General features: G+C 50.9%; 14 protein-coding genes and 3 pseudogenes. 9 read left to right on the top strand and 8 right to left on the bottom strand.

What is annotated here, in order from left to right:
- Position 1 precedes the first annotated feature (1 nt).
- Together poxB and KQP84_RS15550 are read right to left on the bottom strand one after the other, a co-directional pair.
- On the bottom strand, positions 2-1723 hold the full coding sequence (gene poxB / locus KQP84_RS15555; RefSeq protein WP_215848307.1) for a ubiquinone-dependent pyruvate dehydrogenase: 1722 nt from the start codon (positions 1721-1723) through the stop codon (positions 2-4).
- Between the two features lie 123 nt (positions 1724-1846).
- Positions 1847-2746 carry a LysO family transporter gene (locus KQP84_RS15550; protein ID WP_215847207.1) on the bottom strand — a complete coding sequence of 300 codons (900 nt, stop codon included), beginning with the start codon at positions 2744-2746 and terminating at the stop codon, positions 1847-1849.
- A gap of 135 nt (positions 2747-2881) precedes the next feature.
- Here KQP84_RS15550 and KQP84_RS15545 point away from each other — a divergent pair.
- Positions 2882-4528, top strand: a pseudogene (locus KQP84_RS15545) (DUF2813 domain-containing protein).
- Between the two features lie 71 nt (positions 4529-4599).
- On the opposite strand, the gene cspD reads toward KQP84_RS15545, so the two are convergent.
- Positions 4600-4821, bottom strand: coding sequence for a cold shock-like protein CspD (gene cspD / locus KQP84_RS15540; protein ID WP_193403324.1), 222 nt, complete (start codon positions 4819-4821; stop codon positions 4600-4602).
- Positions 4822-5142: 321 nt separating this feature from the next.
- Here cspD and clpS point away from each other — a divergent pair, with 321 nt between their 5' ends.
- Together clpS and clpA are read left to right on the top strand one after the other, a co-directional pair.
- The gene (gene clpS / locus KQP84_RS15535) at positions 5143-5463 is read left to right on the top strand and encodes an ATP-dependent Clp protease adapter ClpS (protein ID WP_215847206.1); all 321 of its coding nucleotides are present in this window, start codon (positions 5143-5145) and stop codon (positions 5461-5463) included.
- A 55-nt stretch (positions 5464-5518) separates the two neighbouring features.
- Positions 5519-7795, top strand: coding sequence for an ATP-dependent Clp protease ATP-binding subunit ClpA (gene clpA / locus KQP84_RS15530; protein WP_215847205.1), 2277 nt, complete (start codon positions 5519-5521; stop codon positions 7793-7795).
- A gap of 87 nt (positions 7796-7882) precedes the next feature.
- Here clpA and infA read toward each other — a convergent pair whose 3' ends face one another.
- The 5 genes and pseudogenes from infA to trxB all read right to left on the bottom strand — a co-directional run bounded on the left by infA (position 7883) and on the right by trxB (position 13783).
- On the bottom strand, positions 7883-8101 hold the full coding sequence (gene infA, locus KQP84_RS15525) for a translation initiation factor IF-1 (RefSeq protein WP_002211347.1): 219 nt from the start codon (positions 8099-8101) through the stop codon (positions 7883-7885).
- 345 nt (positions 8102-8446) lie between these two features.
- On the bottom strand, positions 8447-9139 hold the full coding sequence (gene aat, locus KQP84_RS15520; protein ID WP_215847204.1) for a leucyl/phenylalanyl-tRNA--protein transferase: 693 nt from the start codon (positions 9137-9139) through the stop codon (positions 8447-8449).
- A 33-nt stretch (positions 9140-9172) separates the two neighbouring features.
- Positions 9173-10902, bottom strand: a pseudogene (gene cydC / locus KQP84_RS15515) (heme ABC transporter ATP-binding protein/permease CydC).
- A complete protein-coding gene (cydD, locus tag KQP84_RS15510) occupies positions 10902-12671 on the bottom strand; it encodes a heme ABC transporter permease/ATP-binding protein CydD (RefSeq protein ID WP_215847203.1) in 1770 nt (589 codons plus the stop codon). The pseudogene cydC and the gene cydD overlap by 1 nt, the downstream one beginning before the upstream one ends.
- Positions 12672-12814: 143 nt before the next feature.
- Positions 12815-13783: a thioredoxin-disulfide reductase gene (gene trxB, locus KQP84_RS15505; protein WP_215847202.1), complete on the bottom strand. Its 969-nt coding sequence runs from the start codon at positions 13781-13783 to the stop codon at positions 12815-12817.
- Positions 13784-13893: 110 nt separating this feature from the next.
- Between trxB and KQP84_RS15500 the strand changes: the two genes are divergently transcribed.
- The 6 genes and pseudogenes from KQP84_RS15500 to serS all read left to right on the top strand — a co-directional run bounded on the left by KQP84_RS15500 (position 13894) and on the right by serS (position 21913).
- Positions 13894-14148, top strand: a complete 255-nt coding sequence (locus KQP84_RS15500) for a hypothetical protein (RefSeq protein WP_215847201.1) — start codon at positions 13894-13896, stop codon at positions 14146-14148.
- Positions 14149-14304: 156 nt separating this feature from the next.
- Positions 14305-14799, top strand: a complete 495-nt coding sequence (lrp, locus tag KQP84_RS15495) for a leucine-responsive transcriptional regulator Lrp (RefSeq protein WP_006118610.1) — start codon at positions 14305-14307, stop codon at positions 14797-14799.
- 118 nt (positions 14800-14917) lie between these two features.
- Positions 14918-18382 carry a DNA translocase FtsK 4TM domain-containing protein gene (locus KQP84_RS15490; RefSeq protein WP_215847200.1) on the top strand — a complete coding sequence of 1155 codons (3465 nt, stop codon included), beginning with the start codon at positions 14918-14920 and terminating at the stop codon, positions 18380-18382.
- A 183-nt stretch (positions 18383-18565) separates the two neighbouring features.
- Positions 18566-19176 (top strand): annotated as a pseudogene (gene lolA / locus KQP84_RS15485) (outer membrane lipoprotein periplasmic chaperone LolA).
- A 7-nt stretch (positions 19177-19183) separates the two neighbouring features.
- Complete coding sequence (locus KQP84_RS15480) at positions 19184-20527, top strand: replication-associated recombination protein A (RefSeq protein ID WP_215847199.1); 1344 nt, start codon at positions 19184-19186, stop codon at positions 20525-20527.
- A 93-nt stretch (positions 20528-20620) separates the two neighbouring features.
- A complete protein-coding gene (gene serS / locus KQP84_RS15475; protein WP_215847198.1) occupies positions 20621-21913 on the top strand; it encodes a serine--tRNA ligase in 1293 nt (430 codons plus the stop codon).
- Positions 21914-21970: the final 57 nt, after the last annotated feature.

The following is a 21970-nucleotide window of genomic DNA, read 5'->3' as shown; positions in this document are numbered from 1 at the left end:
TTTACCGCAACCAGTTGGTTTTCGCCAGTTCAACCACTTCATCGCCGCGACCATTCAGAATGGCCCGCAGCATGTAAAGACTGAAACCCTTGGCCTGCTCCATTTTGATTTGTGGCGGCATCGCCAACTCCTCTTTGGCGGTGATAACGTCAATTAGCACCGGGCCATCGTGGGAAAACGCCTGTTCCAGCGCGCCATTCAGATCAGACGCTTTTTCTACGCGGATACCTTTAATGCCACAGGCTTGCGCAATAGCGGCGAAGTCAGGATTGTCTAACTCTGTGCCATCGGTTAAATAACCGCCGGCCTTCATCTCCATCGCGACAAAACCCAGCACGCTGTTGTTGAAAATCACCAGTTTTACCGGCAACTTCAACTGCGCCACCGTAAGGAAATCCCCCATCAACATACTGAAACCGCCGTCACCACACAGCGCGACCACCTGACGATCGCGATCGATGGCCTGCGCGCCCAAGGCCTGCGGCATGGCGTTTGCCATTGATCCGTGGTTGAACGAGCCCAGTAAACGACGCTTCCCGTTCATCTTCAAATAACGCGCAGCCCAGACGGTGGGTGTACCCACGTCGCAAGTGAAAATAGCGTCATCGTTGGCGTAGTGGCTAATCTGCTGAGCAAGATATTGCGGATGAATGGCTTGCTTGTCGTTGGCATTGGCGAGATCGTCGAGATCTTTGCGTGCCTCAACATAATGTTTCAATGCGCTGTCGAGATGCTGACGATCGGTTTTATCCATCAGCTGCGGCAATATCGCCTGCAGGGTGGTTTTCACATCGCCGATGTAAGCTTGATCCACGCGACAGTGCGCGCCAAGGCTACCGGGATTGATATCCAGTTGGATAATTTTGGCTTTTTCCGGGTAGAAAGCGCGATAGGGAAATTGCGTTCCGAGCAGCACCAGCGTGTCGGCATTCATCATCGCGTGGAAACCTGATGAGAATCCGATAAGCCCGGTCATGCCGACATCGTAAGGATTGTCATATTCAATGTGTTCTTTGCCGCGCAGCGCATGAACGATAGGCGCTTTTAGCGTCGCGGCCAGCTCAACCACTTCTTTATGCGCACCTGCAACGCCACTCCCGCAAAGCAAAGTAATATTACTGGCTTCGTTTAGGGTTTGAACCAGACGCGCTAACTCTGCAGCTTGCGGTTGGATGTGTGGAAGCTGTGGCGGATACCACGCCGCGCTCGCCGTTTCTGGCGCTAACTTCAGCGCAACATCGCCAGGAATGACCACCACCGACACGCCGCGATTCAGGATCGCTTTACGCATCGCGATGCCTAAGACCTGAGGTAATTGCTCTGGATTAGAAACCAGTTCGCAGTAATGGCTGCATTCGCGAAACAGCTCTTGTGGGTGCGTTTCCTGAAAATAGCCGCTACCGATCTCGCTGGAAGGAATATGTGCGGCAATGGCTAATACCGGAACATGGTTACGATGACAATCAAACAAGCCGTTAATCAGATGCAAATTGCCGGGACCACAAGAACCCGCGCAGACTGCCAGCTCACCGGTCACGTGCGCTTCTGCGCCTGCGGCAAACGCAGCAACTTCTTCATGGCGGGTTGGCATCCATTCAATGGTTCCCATGCGATTTAAGCTGTCACTCAGACCGTTAAGCGAATCACCGGTCACGCCCCAAATGCGTTTGACGCCTGCATTCTCAAGGGTTTTTGCGAGCAGCGCCGCAATGGTTTGTTTCATCATCTTCTCCTTTTGGTGATTGGCCATCCTGGCGATGGCACAACCGAAAGCGCAAAAAAGAAGCTTAGACGAGGTTATCGAAACGCAGCCGTGAAAAAATGCGCTGCGTTTCGGCTCAGGGCGTTAAGCGGAGAACAGGGCGATGAGAATAGGGGCCAGCAGGCTCATGACAAAACCATGCACTATCGCGGCGGGAACAATTTCCATGCCGCCTGCGCGTTGCAACACCGGCAGGGTGAAATCCATTGAGGTGGCGCCACATAAACCCAATGCACTGGAACGATGACGGGCAATTAAGGCCGGGATCAACATAATAGCAATCAGTTCGCGTAACAGGTCATTGAAGAACGCTGCGCTGCCAATGACCGGGCCAAACGCTTCGGTCATTAAAATACCGGACAGCGAATACCAGCCAAATCCGCTGGCCATTGCCAAACCGGTTTTTAACGGTAAACCCAACAGCAGCGCCGCAATCATACCGCCAATCAACGCACTCACTAACACGACGCTGGCGACAATCATGCCGCGGCGATTCAGGATAATTTGGCGCAGCGTCATGCCGCTGCCACGCAACTGTATTCCCACTAAAAACAGCAAGAAAATTAATGCGTATTCACTGGCTGCAGAGGCGTGATGAAGAAAGTTCCACTGTGTCAGGCCTAATAAAAATCCCACGATGACTACGCCGCACAGCTTGAGTGATTCCAGCGCCATATGCAGCCGCGACGGCAATTTTTCCTGTTTGTGAGCGTGTTGCCACGGCAAGCGTTTTTCCAGCCAGAGCAATGCCAGTAGATTGCATAACATGATGCAAACTGCGGCGACTGCGGCGGTGTGAAATACCGTGAGCAGATTGCGGCTAAGGTTATCAAGAAACGCCAAACTGATGCCCATGAAGAACAAGATGACATACACCATCCAGCTCAGTAAGCGATTAACTGCACGTAGAATTGCGGTTTTATGCAGAGGTAACAGCCAGCCCACGACCAGTGGAACAAGAATAATCAGAAGTCCGGAATACATAATTATTTAAGCCATCCGTGCGAAAGTGGCGACACGCTAGCGAAAAAGGCGCTAAGAGTAAACCCTGTAGAGAGAGTGGCTTGACCGGTTTGCGTTCGCCAACCATGCTTCGGTTAATAAGAGGATGAGCCACGTATGATTCTGCAACATATCGATATTCGCGGTTTTCGCGGCATCAGTCAGCTTTCCTTGCCGCTGACACCCACCAACCTGTTAATCGGTGAAAACGCCTGGGGCAAATCGAGTCTACTGGACGCACTTACACTGTTATTGTCACCGCAAACGGAAGATTATCAGTTTACGCCTGCTGACTTTTACTTTACGCCAGGCGACGTTAACGATCAGCGACGACGTCTGCAGATTGTGTTCCATTTCCGTGATGACCACAGCGATCAAGACGCGCTGCTTACGCCGTTCTGGCAAAGGGACGCACAAGGGCAACGTTGGCTCTATTACAGTACGCGGGCGAAGCTGCGTGATGGCCATGTCAGCACAACACGGCGCTTTGTCGATCAGCAGGGCAACGTGTTACCAGAAGAGGGGACGGGAGCGGCTATTCGCCATCTGCTGCACAGGTATCCGGTGCTGCGATTGCGTGATGCGCGTTTTAGTCGTCGCAGGCGGGATAGCGAAAGCAATAACGATACGCGCACCGCCACCTTGAACCAGTTAGCGATGGAGCTTGATACGCTCACGCGAGATCTGGTGACGCAGCCGCAAACGCTGAGCGATGAGGTGCTGCGTCAAGGTTTGCAAACCATGCAACAACTGATGGAGCACTATTTTTGGTGCAGCATCCCAAAGATGCCAGTGAAGCGCGCCGCATTGATCCGCAAGCGCGTGATGGCATGCAAGGATGGCGCTCGCTGGATAGGCTGAATAAACTGATATCGGGAACGGATTCGCGCAGTCGCCAGCTGATTTTACTGCGTATGTTTACGCTGCTGATACAGGCGCAGGGCAGTGAGCCGCTGGCTATTGGCGCACGACCGCTGTTGCTGATAGAAGATCCCGAAACGCGACTTCATCCGATTATGTTGTCAGTGGCATGGAATTTACTGATGTTGCTGCCGCTGCAAAAATCACGACCACCAATTCAGCTGAGCTGCTTTCACAGGTGCCGATTGAGAATGTGTGTCGGCTGGTACGAGAGCCGTCGCGGGTCGCTGCGTGGCGTATCGGCCCGGAAGGATTGAGTGCGGAAGATAGCCGGCGCATTGGGTTTCATATTCGCGTTAATCGTCCGTCTGCCCTGTTTGCCCGCTGCTGGTTGCTGGTGGAAGGCGAAACCGAAGTGTGGATTATCAATGAACTGGCGCAGCAATGCGGTCATCACTTTGCCGCAGAAGGGGTAAAAGTGATTGAGTTTGCTCAGTCAGGATTAAAGCCTTTACTCAAATTTGCCCGCCGCATGGGCATTGCCTGGCATGTGTTAACCGATGGTGATGATGCCGGCAATAAATATGCAGCTACAACGCGCAGCCAATTGCAGGAGGGGACGAGGAATCACATCATCTTACCCAGCTTCCCGCGCTGGATATGGAAAATTTCCTTTATAAACAAGGGTTCGATGAAGTTTACCATCAGATGGCGCACCTGCCGTTAAACGCGCCCATGAATGCAAGGCGTATTATTACCCAAGCTCTTCATCATGCGTCGAAACCGGAACTGGCAATTGCCGTGGCGATGGCGGCGGCCGAGCGCGGCCCCGAGGCTATTCCAACGCTGATGCGCCAGATGTTTTCACGGGTGATTTGGCTGGCGCAGGGTAAAGCAGATTAGAAAGGTAACAAAAAAATGCCAGCGGCATGGGCTGGCATTTTTTTAGGGAATGTTCAGAATGGGGATAAACGTCAGGCTACAGCCTGCGCTTCTACTGGCACGATAAGACTGGCATGATTGCCTTTCGGACCTTGATGGACGTCAAACTGAACTTGTTGGCCGGCTTTAAGTGTTCTGTAACCATCCATCTTAATCGTTGAGTAGTGCGCGAAGATGTCTTCGCCGCCCCCGATTGGACAGATAAAGCCGAAGCCTTTGGCGTTATTGAACCATTTAACTGTACCCGTCTCCATGCTTTTACTTCCCTCGCAAGACATTTTATTAAGTAGGTGAGGTCATTTAAGCTGTGAGTCGAGTTTGATTAAAACTCAATCAGCTTGTGTCCGTAGAATGTAGAGAAACGGGCACTGGCGTCAAGCAAAGCGCCGGACTGTGCAGGAGAAAATCACTAAAATTTGAGGTAGTTAACGCTATTGCGAATTTTGTGATACAGGTCGCGGAGGCTTTTTTCGGCTAAATTTCCATCATCGGCTGATAGCTTGACAAGCGTGTTAAACTCTAAATATGAACTGCAATGGGTTTATGAATGATGTGCGGAATCTCAACGGATCATTATGGCAAACAATAACGACTGGCTTAATTTTGAACATCTGGCCGAAGACAAAGTACGCGAAGGGTTAAAGCCGCCTTCAATGTATAAAGTCATTCTGAATAATGACGATTATACACCTATGGAATTTGTTATTGACGTAGTGCAAAAGTTCTTTTCTTATGATGTTGAACGTGCAACGCAGCTGATGTTGAAAGTTCACTACCACGGTAAAGCGATCTGTGGTGTATTTACTGCAGAAGTCGCCGAAACCAAAGCGGCCCAGGTGAACAACTATGCGCGGGAAAATCATCATCCTTTGCTGTGTACGCTGGAAAAAGCCTGATCCCGTCTCCATATAGGAAACAGGTCGTCAGAGCGATAATTGGGGGAGGTGCCTAATGCTCAATCAAGAACTGGAACTCAGTTTAAATATGGCTTTCGCCAGAGCGCGTGAGCACCGTCATGAATTTATGACCGTCGAGCATCTGTTACTGGCGCTGCTCAGTAACCCGTCGGCCAGAGAGGCACTGGAAGCCTGTACGGTGGATATTGTGGCTCTCCGGCAGGAGCTCGAAGCCTTCATCGAACAAACCACACCTGTGCTGCCTGCCAGTGAAGAGGAGCGTGATACGCAACCTACGCTCAGCTTCCAGCGTGTGTTACAGCGTGCGGTTTTCCATGTCCAGTCATCAGGCCGAAGCGAAGTCTCCGGTGCTAATGTGCTGGTTGCCATTTTTAGTGAGCAGGAGTCGCAAGCGGCTTACCTGCTGCGCAAACACGAAGTCAGCCGCCTTGATGTGGTGAACTTCATTTCTCACGGTACGCGTAAAGACGAACCCGGCCATGCGCCGAATGCAGAAAATCCGGTTAACGAAGAGCAAGCAGGCGGGGAGGATCGTATGGAAAACTTCACCACCAATCTCAATCAGCTTGCTCGCGTCGGCGGAATCGATCCGCTGATTGGTCGGGACAAGGAGCTTGAGCGTACCGTTCAGGTTTTATGCCGCCGTCGTAAAAATAACCCGCTGCTGGTGGGAGAATCGGGTGTCGGTAAAACCGCTATTGCTGAAGGTCTCGCCTGGCGTATTGTTCAGGGCGACGTGCCGGAAGTGATGAAAGATTGCACCATTTACTCTTTAGATATTGGTTCACTGCTGGCAGGCACTAAATATCGTGGCGACTTCGAGAAGCGTTTCAAAGCGTTGTTGAAACAGCTTGAGCAGGACAACAGCAGTATTCTGTTCATCGATGAAATCCACACCATTATTGGTGCGGGCGCGGCGTCAGGTGGCCAGGTTGATGCTGCTAACCTCATCAAACCGCTGCTTTCCAGCGGCAAGATTCGCGTTATGGGTTCAACGACTTATCAGGAATTCAGTAACATCTTCGAGAAGGATCGTGCTTTAGCACGTCGCTTCCAGAAAATTGATATCACTGAACCGTCGCTGGATGAAACCGTTCAGATTCTGAATGGCCTGAAACCGAAATACGAAGCGCATCACGATGTGCGTTATACCGCGAAAGCGGTGCGTGCAGCGGTAGAGCTGGCGGTGAAATATATCAACGATCGTCATTTGCCGGATAAAGCGATTGACGTTATCGACGAAGCGGGCGCTCGCGCTCGACTGATGCCGGCCAGCAAGCGCAAGAAAACGGTCAATGTGGCTGATATAGAATCAGTGGTGGCGCGTATTGCGCGTATCCCAGAGAAAAGCGTTTCAGCAAGCGATCGCGATACGCTTAAAAATCTGGGTGACCGCTTGAAAATGCTGGTATTTGGTCAGGACAATGCGATTGAAGCCCTGACTGAAGCGATCAAAATGAGCCGGGCGGGTTTGGGCCAGGATCGTAAACCGGTTGGTTCGTTCTTGTTTGCGGGCCCAACGGGCGTGGGTAAAACCGAAGTCACGGTTCAACTGGCAAAAGCGTTGGGCATTGAGCTGCTGCGTTTCGATATGTCCGAGTATATGGAGCGTCATACCGTTAGCCGTTTGATTGGTGCGCCTCCGGGCTACGTTGGTTTTGATCAAGGTGGTTTGCTGACCGATGCGGTAATCAAACATCCTCATGCCGTTGTGCTGCTGGATGAAATTGAGAAAGCGCACCCCGATGTCTTTAACCTGCTGTTACAGGTCATGGATAACGGCATGCTAACGGACAACAACGGGCGTAAAGCGGACTTCCGTAATGTCGTGCTGGTGATGACGACAAACGCCGGTGTGCGTGAAACGGAACGTAAATCTATCGGCCTGATTCATCAAGACAACAGCACCGATGCAATGGAAGAGATCAAAAAGATCTTTACGCCAGAGTTTCGTAACCGCCTCGACAACATCATTTGGTTCCGTCACTTGTCTCCAGAGGTGATTCATCAGGTGGTCGACAAGTTTATTGTCGAGCTGCAAGCGCAGTTGGATGCGAAAGGTGTGTCGCTGGAAGTCAGTGATGAAGCGCGCGATTGGCTGGCTGAGAAAGGCTATGACAAAGCGATGGGTGCACGTCCGATGGCGCGTACCGTTCAGGAAAGCCTGAAGAAACCGTTGGCTAACGAACTGCTGTTTGGTTCGCTGGTGGATGGTGGATCGGTATCAGTTGGACTGGATAAAGAAAAAGGCCAGCTAACCTATCATTTCCTGAGTGCGGAAAAACGTAAAACAGAGGGCACTGTGCATTAATCACGGATGTCAGATAGAGAAAAGGCCGGATGAGAATCCGGCCTTTTTTTGCTTGCTGATATTATTCAGCAGCGCGATGAGAGCAGCTTAGCGACTACGGAAGACAATGCGGCCTTTGCTCAGGTCGTACGGGGTCAACTCGACAGTCACTTTGTCGCCCGTCAGGATGCGGATGTAGTTTTTGCGCATTTTACCGGAGATATGAGCGGTAACCACGTGTCCGTTCTCAAGTTCTACGCGGAACATGGTGTTAGGTAACGTATCCAGTACGGTACCTTGCATTTCAATATTGTCTTCTTTGGCCATCGAATCCTCTGGGTGTACTACCTTTCAGTTGAACCGGCAAGATAATGCCCAATTCAACGATTTATGTAAAGAACCGTCGACGATTTTGCCAACGCTTCGCCGTGCTTCGCGTTATAACGCGAGCATCTCGGTTAAATTCGGGTGTTTTATGTGACGTCTGCGGGGAGTTAGCGGGCTAAGAATCTGTATCAACCGGTTACACGCGCACGATTGAACAGTTCCGAGAGTGCGTTGAGATTCCCAGCCTGGCAATTCCGGCTTACTACTATGAAGCGCGGACGACATACCAAACTCGATTATTATATCACTTTTACCGCTTTATGTGTGCAAAACATCTGTGTAGGTTTAAAAAAGGGTTTGCGTACGCCAGCAGCCTTCGCTGACCGGTTGCCACGCAAGGCTTTGCACATATTGCAGATAATCTACACGGGGGATTTCCCTCGCACCTAAAGACGCAGTATGCGGGTTAAGTACCTGACAATCCACCAAACGCCCCTGGTGTTTTACGAAGTGTTGGCAAAATACCCAGAGTGCGGTTTTCGAGGCATTCTCCTGACGACTAAACATCGACTCGCCGCAGAATATTTGGCCTAACGCTAAACCATACATGCCGCCGACTAAACGTTGCCCATTCCAGACTTCAATCGAATGCGCATGGCCGAGTTCATATAATCGCAACCAGGCGCGTTTAACTTCGAAAGTAATCCAGGTACCTTCCTCACGTCCAGTAGCGCAGCCTTCAAGAACGTCGGCGAAAGACTCGTTCATGGTCACACGATAAGGTGACTGCTTGTGGAAACGCTTCATGCTGCGACTGAGATGAAAATACTCAGGCAGTAGCACGGCACGAGGATCGGGCGACCACCATAAGATAGGATCGCCGGGCGAAAACCAGGGAAAAATTCCACGTTGATACGCATTCAGTAAACGAGCAGGGGAGAGATCGCCACCCATTGCCAGCAAGCCGTTCGGTTCGCGCAAGGCCATTTCAGGCGGTGGGAAATGCAATGACTCCCTTGAAAGTTGTACCAGTCTCATGACGTTATTTTACCTGTCAGCTATTCGCTAGAACTATAGCGCAAAGCGTTGTTGGAAACGCCAATAGCGACCCGTTTTTGAGATTAATTCCTTATGGCTGCCTTGCTCAATAATTGCACCATTTTCCATTACGCAGATGCGATCCATAAGATGTAAGCCACTCAGGCGGTGGGTAACGATGATCACCGTTTTCCCCTGAGTGACCTGATTCAGCAACGTCAAAATTTGTTGCTCCGTACTGACATCTAAACCTTCAGTAGGTTCATCGAGCAACCAAAGATCGCCATCATGCAAAAGTGCACGTGCAATGGCTAAACGCCGCAGTTCACCACCTGAAAGCGGGCGTCCGCCTTCACCAAGCCAGGCATTTAAGCCCTCATCGTTCTCAAGTAAACATTGCAGTTCGACCTGAATCAGCACTGCTTTGAGCTTTTCATCAGTTGCGGTTGGAGAAGCAATAAGCAAATTATCGCGCAGCGTTTGACTAAATAAATGGACTCGCTGCGTCACCATGCTAATACGCTGACGTAGTTGCGCTTCATCCCACGCCTGAAGCGCAACATCATTGAGCGCTATGGTGCCGTGCTGACTTTCCCAAGCGCGCGTCAATAAGGCTAACAACGTTGATTTACCGCAACCGGTTGATCCGAGCAAAGCGATGTGCTCGCCAGCCCGGATATTCAGGGAGAAATCGCTGAGCACGGCGTCGGGTCGATCAGGATAAGAGAAATAAAGATTTTCGATGATGACTTCAAGGCTACCTGTTCTGACATCAGCAACCGAAGGGAAAATTATCGTAGTCTCTCGACCAATGATGTCATTTACGCGTTGCGCAGCCGTAATGACCTGGGATAATGGCAGAAACGCACCAGCAACCGGTGCCAGCGCTTCGAAAGCGGCTAGCGCGCAAAACACCACTAACGCAATGAGGGAGCCCGGTAACTGCTGTGCTTCAATTGTCGTTGCGCTGACCCAAAGCAGAAGAGTTACGGTAAAACCGCTAATCAGCAACAGTAGGCTTTGTGCTAAAGCGTGTAGGCGCTGCTGTTGACGCTGTGCTTGCTGCCACTGCTGTTCTTGATCATTAAGCTGTTTCCGCCAAGAGGAAGCTGCGCCATAGAGCGTGAGTTCCGCCTGTCCGCTCAGCCAATGCATGAACTGCATGCGCCAATGAACACGCCCTTGCGCGATTGCCCGGCCTGCTGGTGCACCAAGATGATAAAAAAGCGGCGGAAAAAGCAGCAGCGTTGCTAACATGATACCCCCAAAATTAATGCTAATTGCAGGTCAATCAGGCTGAGTGCTGGCGTGACCAGCATAATGACCACAAAAGCACCCGCTAGCGGGGAAATAACACGCAAATAAAGGTGATCGAGCGTATCTACATCGCCAACAAAACGATTTAACAGGTCAGATTGACGAAAATCAGCAAGTTGACCGGGTGATAAGGCAATCAGGCGGCTAAAGGTGAACACGCGCAGATGTTGCAATACGCGGAAAGTGGCATCGTGACTCGCAAGGCGTTCAAAATAACGGGCAGCGGTACGTATGATGGCAGCACCGCGAACACCCGCCGCGGGTAGCATGTAGTTGAAGCTGTAGAGTCCCGCAAAACCCGCAACTGAGGACGCCGCCAGAAACCAACCAGAAAGAGTAAGAAGGCCAATGCTGGCCAGCAAAGTAATCATGGCTAACGCCATGCCTAAGGCTAAGCGATAAGGATGGCGCAACCAGAGACGGAGGAAAGGATGCAATGCAGACATCAGGAAATCTCCTGCTGACGGTGCTTCATCATCTGTTTAAACGCACCGGATTGTTCACTTAGCTGATGCCAGTTTCCTTGCTGTATTAGCTGTCCGTTTTGCATCACCCAAATTGCATCCCATTCCTTAAGATTATCGAGTTGGTGAGTAATCATTAGCGTAGTTTGCTGTCTGGCAGCTTGGTTGAGCGCCTGCATGACCAGCGATTCACTAAGGGCATCAAGACTGGCGGCGGGTTCATCCAGTAATAACAAGCGTGCTGGTTTATACAATGCGCGCGCAACAGCGATGCGCTGTGCCTGACCAACCGATAAACCTGTACCGCCATCGCCCAGAATTGTCTTCAGACCCTGAGGCAGCCGCGGTAGAAATTCGTTTATTCCGCAGGTTTTTAATAACTCGGTAAAACGGCTTTCACTATAAGACTCATTCATCAAAATATTGTCGCGAATTGTCGAGGCCGGCAGATGGGGGTTTTGTCCGACCCAAGCCAAATGTTGGTGCCAGTTATCACGAATAATATCGCGTAACTCCATCCCATTAACGCGGAGAGAGCCTTGATAAGGTAAAAAGCCCAGTAACGCATTCATTAATGCGCTCTTGCCTGCACCACTTTGCCCAACCAGTGCCACGCGTTGATTAGCTGGCAGCTGGAAGGTTAACGGGCCACACAAAGTTTTTCCGTTTGGCGCGCAAATCAGCAGGTTTTCAGCCATGACTTCAATCGAATCATTTGACGCGAAAGGATTTTCTCCTTGATTGGCAACGGTGTCCGGTGTTTCGTGCATGAATTTTTCAAGCGCATCAGCGCCGCCAACTGCTTGCGCTTTGGCATGATAAAAGGTGCCGAGATCACGCAGCGGTTGAAAAAATTCAGGCGCTAATATCAGCACTAAAAAACCGGTAAAAAGCGTAACGCCATGGCCATAATCGCCAAAATGCAGTTCGCCTAAATAGGAAAAGCCAAAGTAAACCGCGACCACCGCAATAGCCAATGAAGCAAAAAACTCCAGCACGGCAGAAGAGAGAAAAGCAAGGCGCAGCACTTCCATAGTGCGCTGGCGAAAATCTGTGGTTGAAGCCGCAATAGCCTCTTTTTCCGCTTCGCCTCGATGAAAAAGGCGCAGCGTTTCGCGCCCACGCAGGCGATCAAGAAAATCGCCGCTCAGTCGTGCAAGCGCGCTGAAATTACGACGATTAGCATCAGCAGCTCCCATGCCGACCAAGGCCATGAACAGCGGAATCAAAGGCGCGGTGACAAACAGAATTAAGCCGGCGGTCCAGTTTAGAGGAAAGAGGGTGAACAGAATGCAAAAGGGGATAAGTACGGCAAGCGTCATTTGAGGAAGATAGCGTGCATAGTAATCCTGCATATCTTCAATTTGCTCAAGTAATAACGTTGCCCAACTGCCAGCCGGTTTCCCCTGAATCCAGGCGGGACCCAGTACAGCCAGACGATCAATGATCTGCTTTCGAAGGGCCTGACGAATGGCCTGGCCAGCACGAAACCCAGCCTGTTCCCGAGCATAATTTAATGCCGCGCGCAGGACAAAGCACAGCAGTAACAGCACGAAATGGGTCAGCAGCGTATCGCGTGATTGTTGTTCAATAATCAGCGCTTGCAGCAATGAGGCCATTAGCCAGGCTTGAGCAATAATAACCAGCGCGCTGGCAAAACCCAGCAGCGTGGTCAGTCGCAACCATCGTCCAGCGTGACTGCGTTGCTGGCGAAGCCAGCGGGTAAGATGCTGTTGCCGCGATTTGTTCATGCGATACCGTGGAGAATGCCAAAGGCGAATGCAGAATCAGGACGTTTCCTGCTTCTATAGGCGCATGAATCTAGCATGGCGACAATAAAAAAGGCGACTGAAAAACAGTCGCCTTTATTGATTACGATCAGGAAATGAATAACTTATCGATCGTTTTTAACCAAACCGTCGAGATAACGTTCTGCATCCAACGCAGCCATACAACCGGTACCCGCTGAAGTAATAGCCTGACGATAGATATGATCCATGACATCACCTGCGGCAAATACGCCCGGAATGCTGGTTTGGGTCGCGTTACCATGCAGACCAGACTGGACTTTGATGTAACCATTTTCCAGATCCAGCTGTCCATCAAAGATGGCGGTGTTCGGGCTGTGACCAATGGCCACAAACAGACCTGCGACATCCAGCGCTTCAGTTTCTTGCTCGTTGAGCGTGGAGCGCAATGTTAAACCGGTAACGCCCATCTGATCGCCCACCACTTCATCCAGCGTGCGGTGAGTATGCAGAACAATATTCCCGCTACTCACTTTTTCCATCAGTCGATCAATCAGAATCTTCTCTGCACGGAAGCTGTCACGACGATGAATCAGGTGCACTTCAGAAGCGATATTGGCGAGATAAAGCGCTTCTTCCACGGCGGTATTACCGCCGCCAATAACCGCGACTTTCTGCTGGCGGTAGAAGAAACCATCACAGGTTGCGCAGGCTGAAACGCCTTTGCCTTTAAACGCTTCTTCCGACGGCAGACCAAGGTAACGTGCAGAGGCGCCAGTGGCGATGATCAGCGCATCAGCGGTGTATTCAGCGCTGTCACCAGTCAAACGGAAAGGACGATTCTGTAAATCGACAGTGTGAATGTGGTCAAAAATGATTTCAGTATTAAATTTCTCAGCATGCTCATGCATGCGTTCCATCAGAGATGGACCTGTCAGATCGTGCGGGTCACCCGGCCAGTTTTCAACTTCTGTCGTGGTGGTTAACTGACCGCCTTTTTCAAGCCCAGTAATTAAAACCGGATTCAGGTTGGCGCGTGCAGCGTAAACGGCTGCGGTATAACCCGCTGGACCGGAGCCCAGAATGAGTAACTTACTGTGTTTTGCCGTACTCATGCTTTCCTCAGTTTCATTCGGCTGACATAGCCTGCGATTGTAGGGAATATCCTGATGGAATGACAAGGCTTGCACGATTTTGTTAACGATAGCTGCAAATGGCGTAGACGATGATGATAGTTTCCGCCTCTCCTTTGCGCCAAAAGGGGGCAAAAATCGGCTTTTGTGGTGCAGCTGTTCAAAAATACTCATTTAAAAACAGTTACCCAGAGGACTGTCTGGCATCTTGTACTGGATTTGGACATTTTACTTTGACAATCGCCTGCGCATTTGCGAAAACAGTGTCAGAAGCGAAGAATGTTAATCGGATCAAAACAGGGTTTAATGCCTCGTTTTGCGCGCAACACCGAATAAAAGCAGCCTGACATTGGTAATGACGCATGATGTGGACAGACAACATGCGTCATGCGGATGAGTGCCTTAACGCACAGGCTCTACAACTTCACTTCAAAAATGCCCCGAACAATGAGCGTTTTCAGGGCGTGGCAGGTAAAGGGAAGGAATTAAGAGAGACAATAATAATGGTAGACAATAAGAAACGCCCCGGGAAAGACCTCGACAGAATCGACAGAAATATTCTGAATGAACTGCAGAAAGATGGTCGTATTTCAAACGTGGAACTTTCCAAACGCGTAGGATTATCGCCTACGCCGTGTCTTGAGCGTGTGCGCCGCCTTGAGCGTCAAGGTTTTATCCTGGGCTACACCGCACAATTAAACCCGCATTATCTGGATGCATCACTGCTGGTGTTCGTTGAGATTACTCTGAATCGTGGCGCGCCAGATGTGTTTGAGCAATTTAACGCCGCTGTACAAAAACTTGAGGAAACTCAAGAGTGTCACCTCGTTTCGGGTGATTTCGACTACCTGCTTAAAACGCGTGTACCTGACATGTCTGCCTATCGCAAACTGTTGGGCGAAACCTTGTTGCGTCTGCCAGGCGTTAACGACACGCGTACTTATGTGGTGATGGAAGAGGTCAAACAGAGCAATCGTCTGGTGATCAAAACTCGCTGATGCGGGGCAGGTGCAAAACCTGTGGGATTTCGGTACACTCCTGTGAATTCATACAGGACCAGCGTCGGGAGTGCCCGACGCTGTTGCTTCATACTTTACAGGCACCTGGAGAGTTCTCTTGAGCCAGGAATACACAGAAGATAAAGACGTTTCGTTACAATCGCTGAGCAGTGGACGCCGTCTACTCGAAGCGTTGCTCATCCTGGTGGCGCTTTTTGCCATTTATTTGATGGTTTCATTGGTCAGTTTTAATCCTTCCGATCCAAGCTGGTCGCAAACGGCCTGGCATGAACCCATTCACAACATTGGCGGCAGCGTTGGCGCCTGGCTTGCTGACACCTTACTTTTCATTTTTGGTGTGATGGCTTACGCCATTCCGCCGGTCATTCTGGGGCTGTGTTGGATCGCTTTTCGTCAGCGTGACAATCAAGACTACTTCGACTATTTCGCGGTTGGCCTGCGTTTGATTGGTGTTTTGGCGCTGGTAGTCACCACCTGCGGCATGGCTGCTTTGAATGCTGATGATATTTGGTATTTCGCTTCCGGCGGTGTGATCGGCAGCCTGGTCAGTAATGCCATGGCGCCTTGGTTAAATCCTGCGAGTGGAACGTTAGCATTGCTGTGTGTCTGGGCAGCGGGTGTCACGCTCTACACCGGTTGGTCATGGCTGACCATTGCGGAGCGCATTGGGGGTGTGGTCATGGGTGTATTAACCTTTGCCAGCAACCGATCGCGCCACGATGAGCCATGGCAAGAAGACGAAGAGTATGAGGCTGAACACGCATCGACCTCCCGTTCACGTGCTATTCAGCATAATGACGATGAAGAGGATATTTTGCTGGCGGCGCCACGTAATGTGGCTGCTGAAAGCGTGCCCGCTGAAGAAGATGTCTCAGCTGAAGATGTTCTCTTGTCAAACCAGGATCCCTTGTTAGCGAAAGCGGCTGCAGCAACCAGCGCAGCTGTTGCTACAACTGTGGAAGCAGCGCACGTCGAATTAGCGCCATTACCTGCCGTTGCGCCAGTTTCTTCGGTTGCTGTGCCATCAACAGTTGCACCTGCCGTAGCAGCACAGGTTTCTGCACCGATAAACAATGGTCAACCTCAGGTTCAGACTGCACCAGAAGCGTCGCCGCCGCTTTATCGTTTTGAAATTCCAGAAGATAAACCTGCTCAAGCACCGCCGTTTACCGCCTTTGAAGATAACGAGCCGAAGATGGGCAACTGGCGTGAAAGCGCATCTTCAATGCCAGAAACGCCTTCCGCAGTAACGCGAGTAGCAGCGACAGCCGCTGCATCCGTTGCAACAAGAACAACCCCTACATTTGACCTTGCGCCAGAAGTGAATCCTAACCCGCAGGTCAAACAAGGGATCGGGCCTTCGTTGCCCCGTCCTAATCCGGTTAAGTTGCCGACGCGTCGTGAATTAGCCTCTTACGGCATCAAATTACCCTCACAACGCATGGCGGAAGAAAAAGCTAAAGCGGAAGAGTCGAGCACGGTTCAGTCAGCCGCATCTTCTGAACAAAATGCCATCTGGGCGCCAGAAGACGAAGAAGCATTGCAGCAGGCAGAACTGCGTGAAGCGTTCCAGTCTGGACAACAGCAACGCTATGGCGAAAGCTGGCAGCAAGATGAAGAGGATGAAGAAGCGTTACAGCAAGCCTCGCTCGCCCGTCAGTTTGCTGAACAACAGCAGCAGCGTTATGTGCCTGAGCGTGAAGCGCCTGCGGCACCCGTATTTAATCTGGATACGGCTTCCGCCTTTGATTTTTCTCCAATGAAAGATCTCATCGATGATGGCCCAACCGAGCCTCTGTTCACCATTGCTGCTACGCCAGAGCCAGAAGAACCTGCGGTTTCGCATGAGCCGTGGCAGCAAGTGGCAGAAGTTTCTGCGCCCCAGGCACCCGCACAGGTTCCGGTGCCAGAAGCGCCTTCAACTTTTGCTGCGCCAGTTCAGCCTCCGGTTCCGGCTGCACATTCTTCTTATGCTGCGCCAGTGCCAACGCCAGCGGTCGAAGAAGCGAAACCTTCAGTGCATGACAGCCTGATTCATCCCTTCCTGATGCGTCATGAACACCCGTTGGAGAAACCGTCCACGCCACTCCCAACGCTCGATCTGCTGACGGCTCCGCCAGAAGAGGAAGAGCCGGTGGATATGTTTATGCTGGAGCAAACGGCGCGGCTGGTGGAGTCTCGCTTGGGCGATTACCGCGTAAAAGCGGAAGTGGTTGGCATTTCGCCTGGTCCAGTCATTACGCGTTTCGAACTGGATCTGGCACCTGGTGTAAAAGCGGCGCGAATCTCAAATCTTTCACGAGACCTGGCTCGCTCGCTTTCTGCAGTGGCGGTGCGTGTAGTTGAAGTGATTCCGGGCAAGCCATATGTCGGACTGGAGTTACCCAATAAACATCGCCAGACGGTTTATCTCCGTGAAGTGCTGGATTGCGCAAAATTCCGCGATAATCCTTCTCCGCTGGCGATCGTGTTAGGTAAAGATATTGCAGGGCAACCGGTGGTCGCGGATCTGGCTAAGATGCCGCACTTGCTGGTAGCGGGTACAACCGGTTCTGGTAAGTCTGTGGGCGTTAACGCCATGATTATCAGTATGCTTTATAAAGCGACGCCTGAAGAGGTGCGCTTCATCATGATTGACCCGAAAATGCTGGAGTTGTCCGTCTATGAAGGCATTCCGCATCTGTTAACCGAAGTGGTTACAGACATGAAGGACGCCGCTAATGCGCTGCGCTGGAGTGTGGGCGAGATGGAGCGCCGTTATAAGCTGATGTCTGCTTTGGGTGTGCGTAATCTGGCGGGTTACAACGAGAAAGTTGAGCAAGCTGAAGCCATGGGCCGTCCAATACCCGATCCATTCTGGAAGCCGGGCGATAGCATGGATATGACACCGCCGGTGTTGGAAAAACTGCCTTACATTGTGGTTCTGGTGGATGAATTTGCCGATTTGATGATGGCCGTCGGTAAAAAAGTGGAAGAGCTTATTGCCCGCCTGGCGCAAAAAGCCCGTGCCGCAGGTATCCATCTGGTGCTGGCAACGCAACGTCCTTCCGTTGACGTGATTACCGGCTTGATTAAGGCGAACATTCCAACCCGTATCGCCTTTACGGTATCGAGCAAAATTGATTCACGTACCATTCTTGATCAGGCCGGTGCTGAGTCACTGTTGGGGATGGGTGACATGCTTTATATGCCGCCTAACTCTTCAATGCCGGTGCGTGTTCATGGCGCATTTGTTCGCGACCAGGAAGTGCATGCCGTTGTTCAGGACTGGAAAGCGCGCGGTCGCCCACAATACATCGAAAGCATCACCGCTGGCGAAGAGAATGAAAGTGGTGGCGGCGGAATGGACAGCGACGAAGAGCTCGATCCGCTGTTTGATCAGGCAGTCGCCTTTGTGGTGGATAAACGTCGTGCGTCAATTTCAGGTGTTCAACGTCAGTTCCGCATTGGTTATAACCGTGCGGCGCGCATTATTGAGCAGATGGAAGCGCAAAGCATTGTTTCTCCTCCGGCACACAACGGCAATCGCGAAGTGTTAGCGCCGCCGCCGCACGAAATGTAGTTCGGATAAAAACACGCATGGAAACAGCAACAATGAGCCAGTTTAGACTGGCTCATTGTTTATCAGCAGATCATCCCCATATCAGACTATGCTTTCGGTTTTTTCTCCTGTCTAAAAAGCAGGATTGCAGCCAGGCTTAATGCAGTTATCAATGGGAAACGAGAAGATAAGGAATTGAAGCAGATGAAATTACGTGTAATTGCTTTTGGCCTGATGGCCTCTTTCGCTTCTGCCAGCGTGTTGGCTGATGCTTCAAGTGACCTGCAACAGCGTCTTAATAAAGTCAGCAGCTTTCATGCCAGCTTTACTCAAAAAGTTACAGACGGCACCGGTGCAAATGTTCAGGACGGTGAAGGTGAATTGTGGGTGAAACGTCCCAGCCTGTTTAACTGGCACATGACCGCCCCGGATGAAAGCGTCATCATTTCTGATGGTAAGTCGCTGTGGTTCTATAATCCATTTGTTGAACAAGCCACGGTTAGCTTGTTGAAAGATGCAACCAGCAACACACCCTTCATGCTGATTGCGCGTAACCAATCCAGCGACTGGCAGCAATACAATATCAAACAGCAAGGTGATGAGTTTGCGTTGACGCCGAAAAACAGCGACGGCAACTTAAAGCAGTTCACTATTACTGTGACTCCGGCTGGCACCATTAATCAGTTCAGCGCTATTGAGCAAGATGGTCAACGCAGTAACTATCAGCTGAAGAGCCAAAAAACGGTGCGATAAGCCCGGACAAATTTACGTTCACACCGCCTAAAGGCGTAACGGTGGACGATCAACGTCAGTGAGGTTGCGGTGAGTACTCTGTCTCTGGATTTTTCCACCGAAGATTTTAAACCTCTGGCCGCACGTATGCGGCCAGAAACATTGAAACAGTACATTGGTCAGCAACATCTGCTGGCAGCGGGTAAACCGTTGCCACGCGCTATCGAAGCCGGTCATCTGCACTCAATGATTCTTTGGGGGCCACCGGGCACAGGTAAAACCACGCTAGCAGAAATTATTGCGCATTATGGTAACGCCGACGTTGAACGTATTTCAGCCGTGACGTCGGGCGTTAAAGAGATTCGTGAGGCGATTGAGCGAGCACGTCAAAGTAAGCAAGTTGGACGGCGTACCATCCTGTTTGTCGATGAAGTGCATCGTTTTAATAAAAGCCAGCAAGACGCTTTTTTGCCGCACATTGAAGATGGCACCATTACCTTTATTGGCGCCACCACTGAAAACCCGTCGTTTGAACTGAATTCGGCGCTGTTATCACGCGCACGCGTATATCTTCTTAAATCTTTATCCAGTGATGATATTGAACAGGTTCTGAATCAAGCCATGCAGGATAAAGAGCGAGGTTATGGCAACAGTGACATTGTATTGCCTGATAATACTCGCCGCATGATTGCTGAACTGGTGAATGGCGACGCTCGGCGCGCCTTAAATACGCTTGAAATGATGGCGGATATGGCGGAAGCCAATGCATCAGGTCTGCGAGAACTCACGCCGCAGTTACTCAATGAGGTGTCAGGTGAACGTGCAGCGCGTTTCGATAATAAAGGCGATCGCTTTTACGATCTGATTTCAGCGCTGCATAAATCAATTCGCGGTTCTGCCCCGGATGCAGCGTTGTATTGGTACGCTCGCATTATTACTGCAGGCGGCGACCCGCTTTATATCGCACGTCGACTGCTGGCAATCGCTTCTGAAGATGTGGGGAATGCTGATCCGCGTGGCATGCAGGTCGCCATCGCTGCCTGGGATTGCTTTACTCGCGTCGGTCCAGCAGAAGGGGAACGTGCCATTGCTCAGGCGATTGTTTATCTCGCTTGTGCGCCAAAAAGCAACGCTGTTTATACAGCTTTTAAAGCTGCGATGCGCGATGCGCGTGATAACCCGGATTATGATGTGCCTGAGCATTTGCGCAATGCGCCGACCAAGTTGATGAAAGAGATGGGACTCGGCAAAGAGTACCGTTACGCGCACGATGAAGTGAATGCGTATGCTGCAGGTGAAGTCTACTTTCCACCTGAAATGGCCCAAACGCGCTATTACCGTCCAACTTCGCGTGGCCTCGAAGGTAAAATTGGCGAAAAGCTCGCCTGGCTTGCTGAGCAGGATCAAAATAGCCCGACAAAACGCTACCGCTAAAACAGACGTTGCGGTAATGTGGGCAAGGATTTCAACGTGTTCCAGCTGGAGCACGTCCCTTCATTCAATCAACTTTAATTACACAGGATAAGCATGCTCGATCCCAATCTGCTGCGTAATGAGCCAGACGCAGTCGCAGAAAAACTGGCACGCCGAGGATTTAAACTGGATGTGGATACGCTGCGCTCCCTTGAAGAGCGTCGTAAAGTGCTGCAGGTCGAAACTGAAAATCTGCAAGCCGAGCGTAATTCTCGATCCAAATCTATCGGTCAGGCCAAATCCCGTGGGGAAGATATCGAGCCGCTGCGTCTGGAAGTCAATGTGCTGGGTGAACGTCTGGATGCTGCAAAAGCAGAGCTGGATGAGCTGCAAAACCAAATTCGCGATTTCGCGCTGGCGCTACCTAATCTGCCTGCAGATGAGGTTCCGCTGGGCAAAGATGAAACTGAAAACCAGGAAGTCAGCCGCTGGGGCGAGCCGCGCCAGTTTGATTTTCAGGTAAAAGATCATGTTGAGCTCGGTGAAGCAGCAAAAGGTCTGGATTTTGCTGCAGCGGTTAAACTTACCGGTTCACGTTTTGTCGTGATGCAAGGTCAAATCGCTCGACTGCACCGTGCACTTAGCCAGTTCATGCTTGATCTTCATAGCGAGCAGCATGGTTATCTTGAAACTTACGTGCCTTATCTCGTCAACCATGAGACGTTATATGGCACCGGTCAGTTACCAAAATTTGGCGAAGATCTGTTTCACACTAAGCCGCTGGAAGAAGAATCAGACAGCAGTAATTATGCTCTGATTCCTACCGCTGAAGTGCCATTAACCAACCTGGTTCGCGACGAAATTCTTGAAGAAGAAACGTTGCCAATCAAACTGGCAGCCCATACACCTTGTTTCCGTTCGGAAGCGGGTTCTTATGGCCGCGATACGCGTGGTTTGATTCGTATGCATCAGTTCGACAAAGTTGAAATGGTGCAGGTTGTGGCGCCTGAAACTTCCATGGATGCGCTTGAAGAGTTGGTAGGCCACGCTGAGAAAGTTCTGCAGTTGCTGAATCTCCCTTATCGTAAAGTGTTGTTGTGTACTGGCGACATGGGCTTTGGTTCAACCAAAACTTATGACCTCGAAGTATGGTTGCCTGCGCAAGATACCTATCGTGAGATCTCTTCCTGCTCGAACATGGGTGATTTCCAGGCACGTCGCATGCAAGCTCGCTGCCGTAGCAAGCAAGAGAAAAAGCCGCGCCTGGTTCATACCCTGAACGGTTCTGGACTGGCGGTAGGCCGTACATTAGTTGCGGTCCTGGAAAACTATCAACAGGCTGATGGTCGCATTGCGGTACCCGAAGTACTGCGCCCTTATATGAAAGGGATTGAATTCATCGGCTGATAAATTCCAGATAAACAGAACCCGGTTTTTGCCGGGTTTTTTTATGCCTTTAGAACG

It is taken from the genome of Candidatus Pantoea bituminis, from assembly GCF_018842675.1.
Lineage (GTDB): Bacteria > Pseudomonadota > Gammaproteobacteria > Enterobacterales > Enterobacteriaceae > Pantoea > Pantoea phytostimulans.
This window is presented reverse-complemented; position numbering and strand designations above follow the sequence as displayed.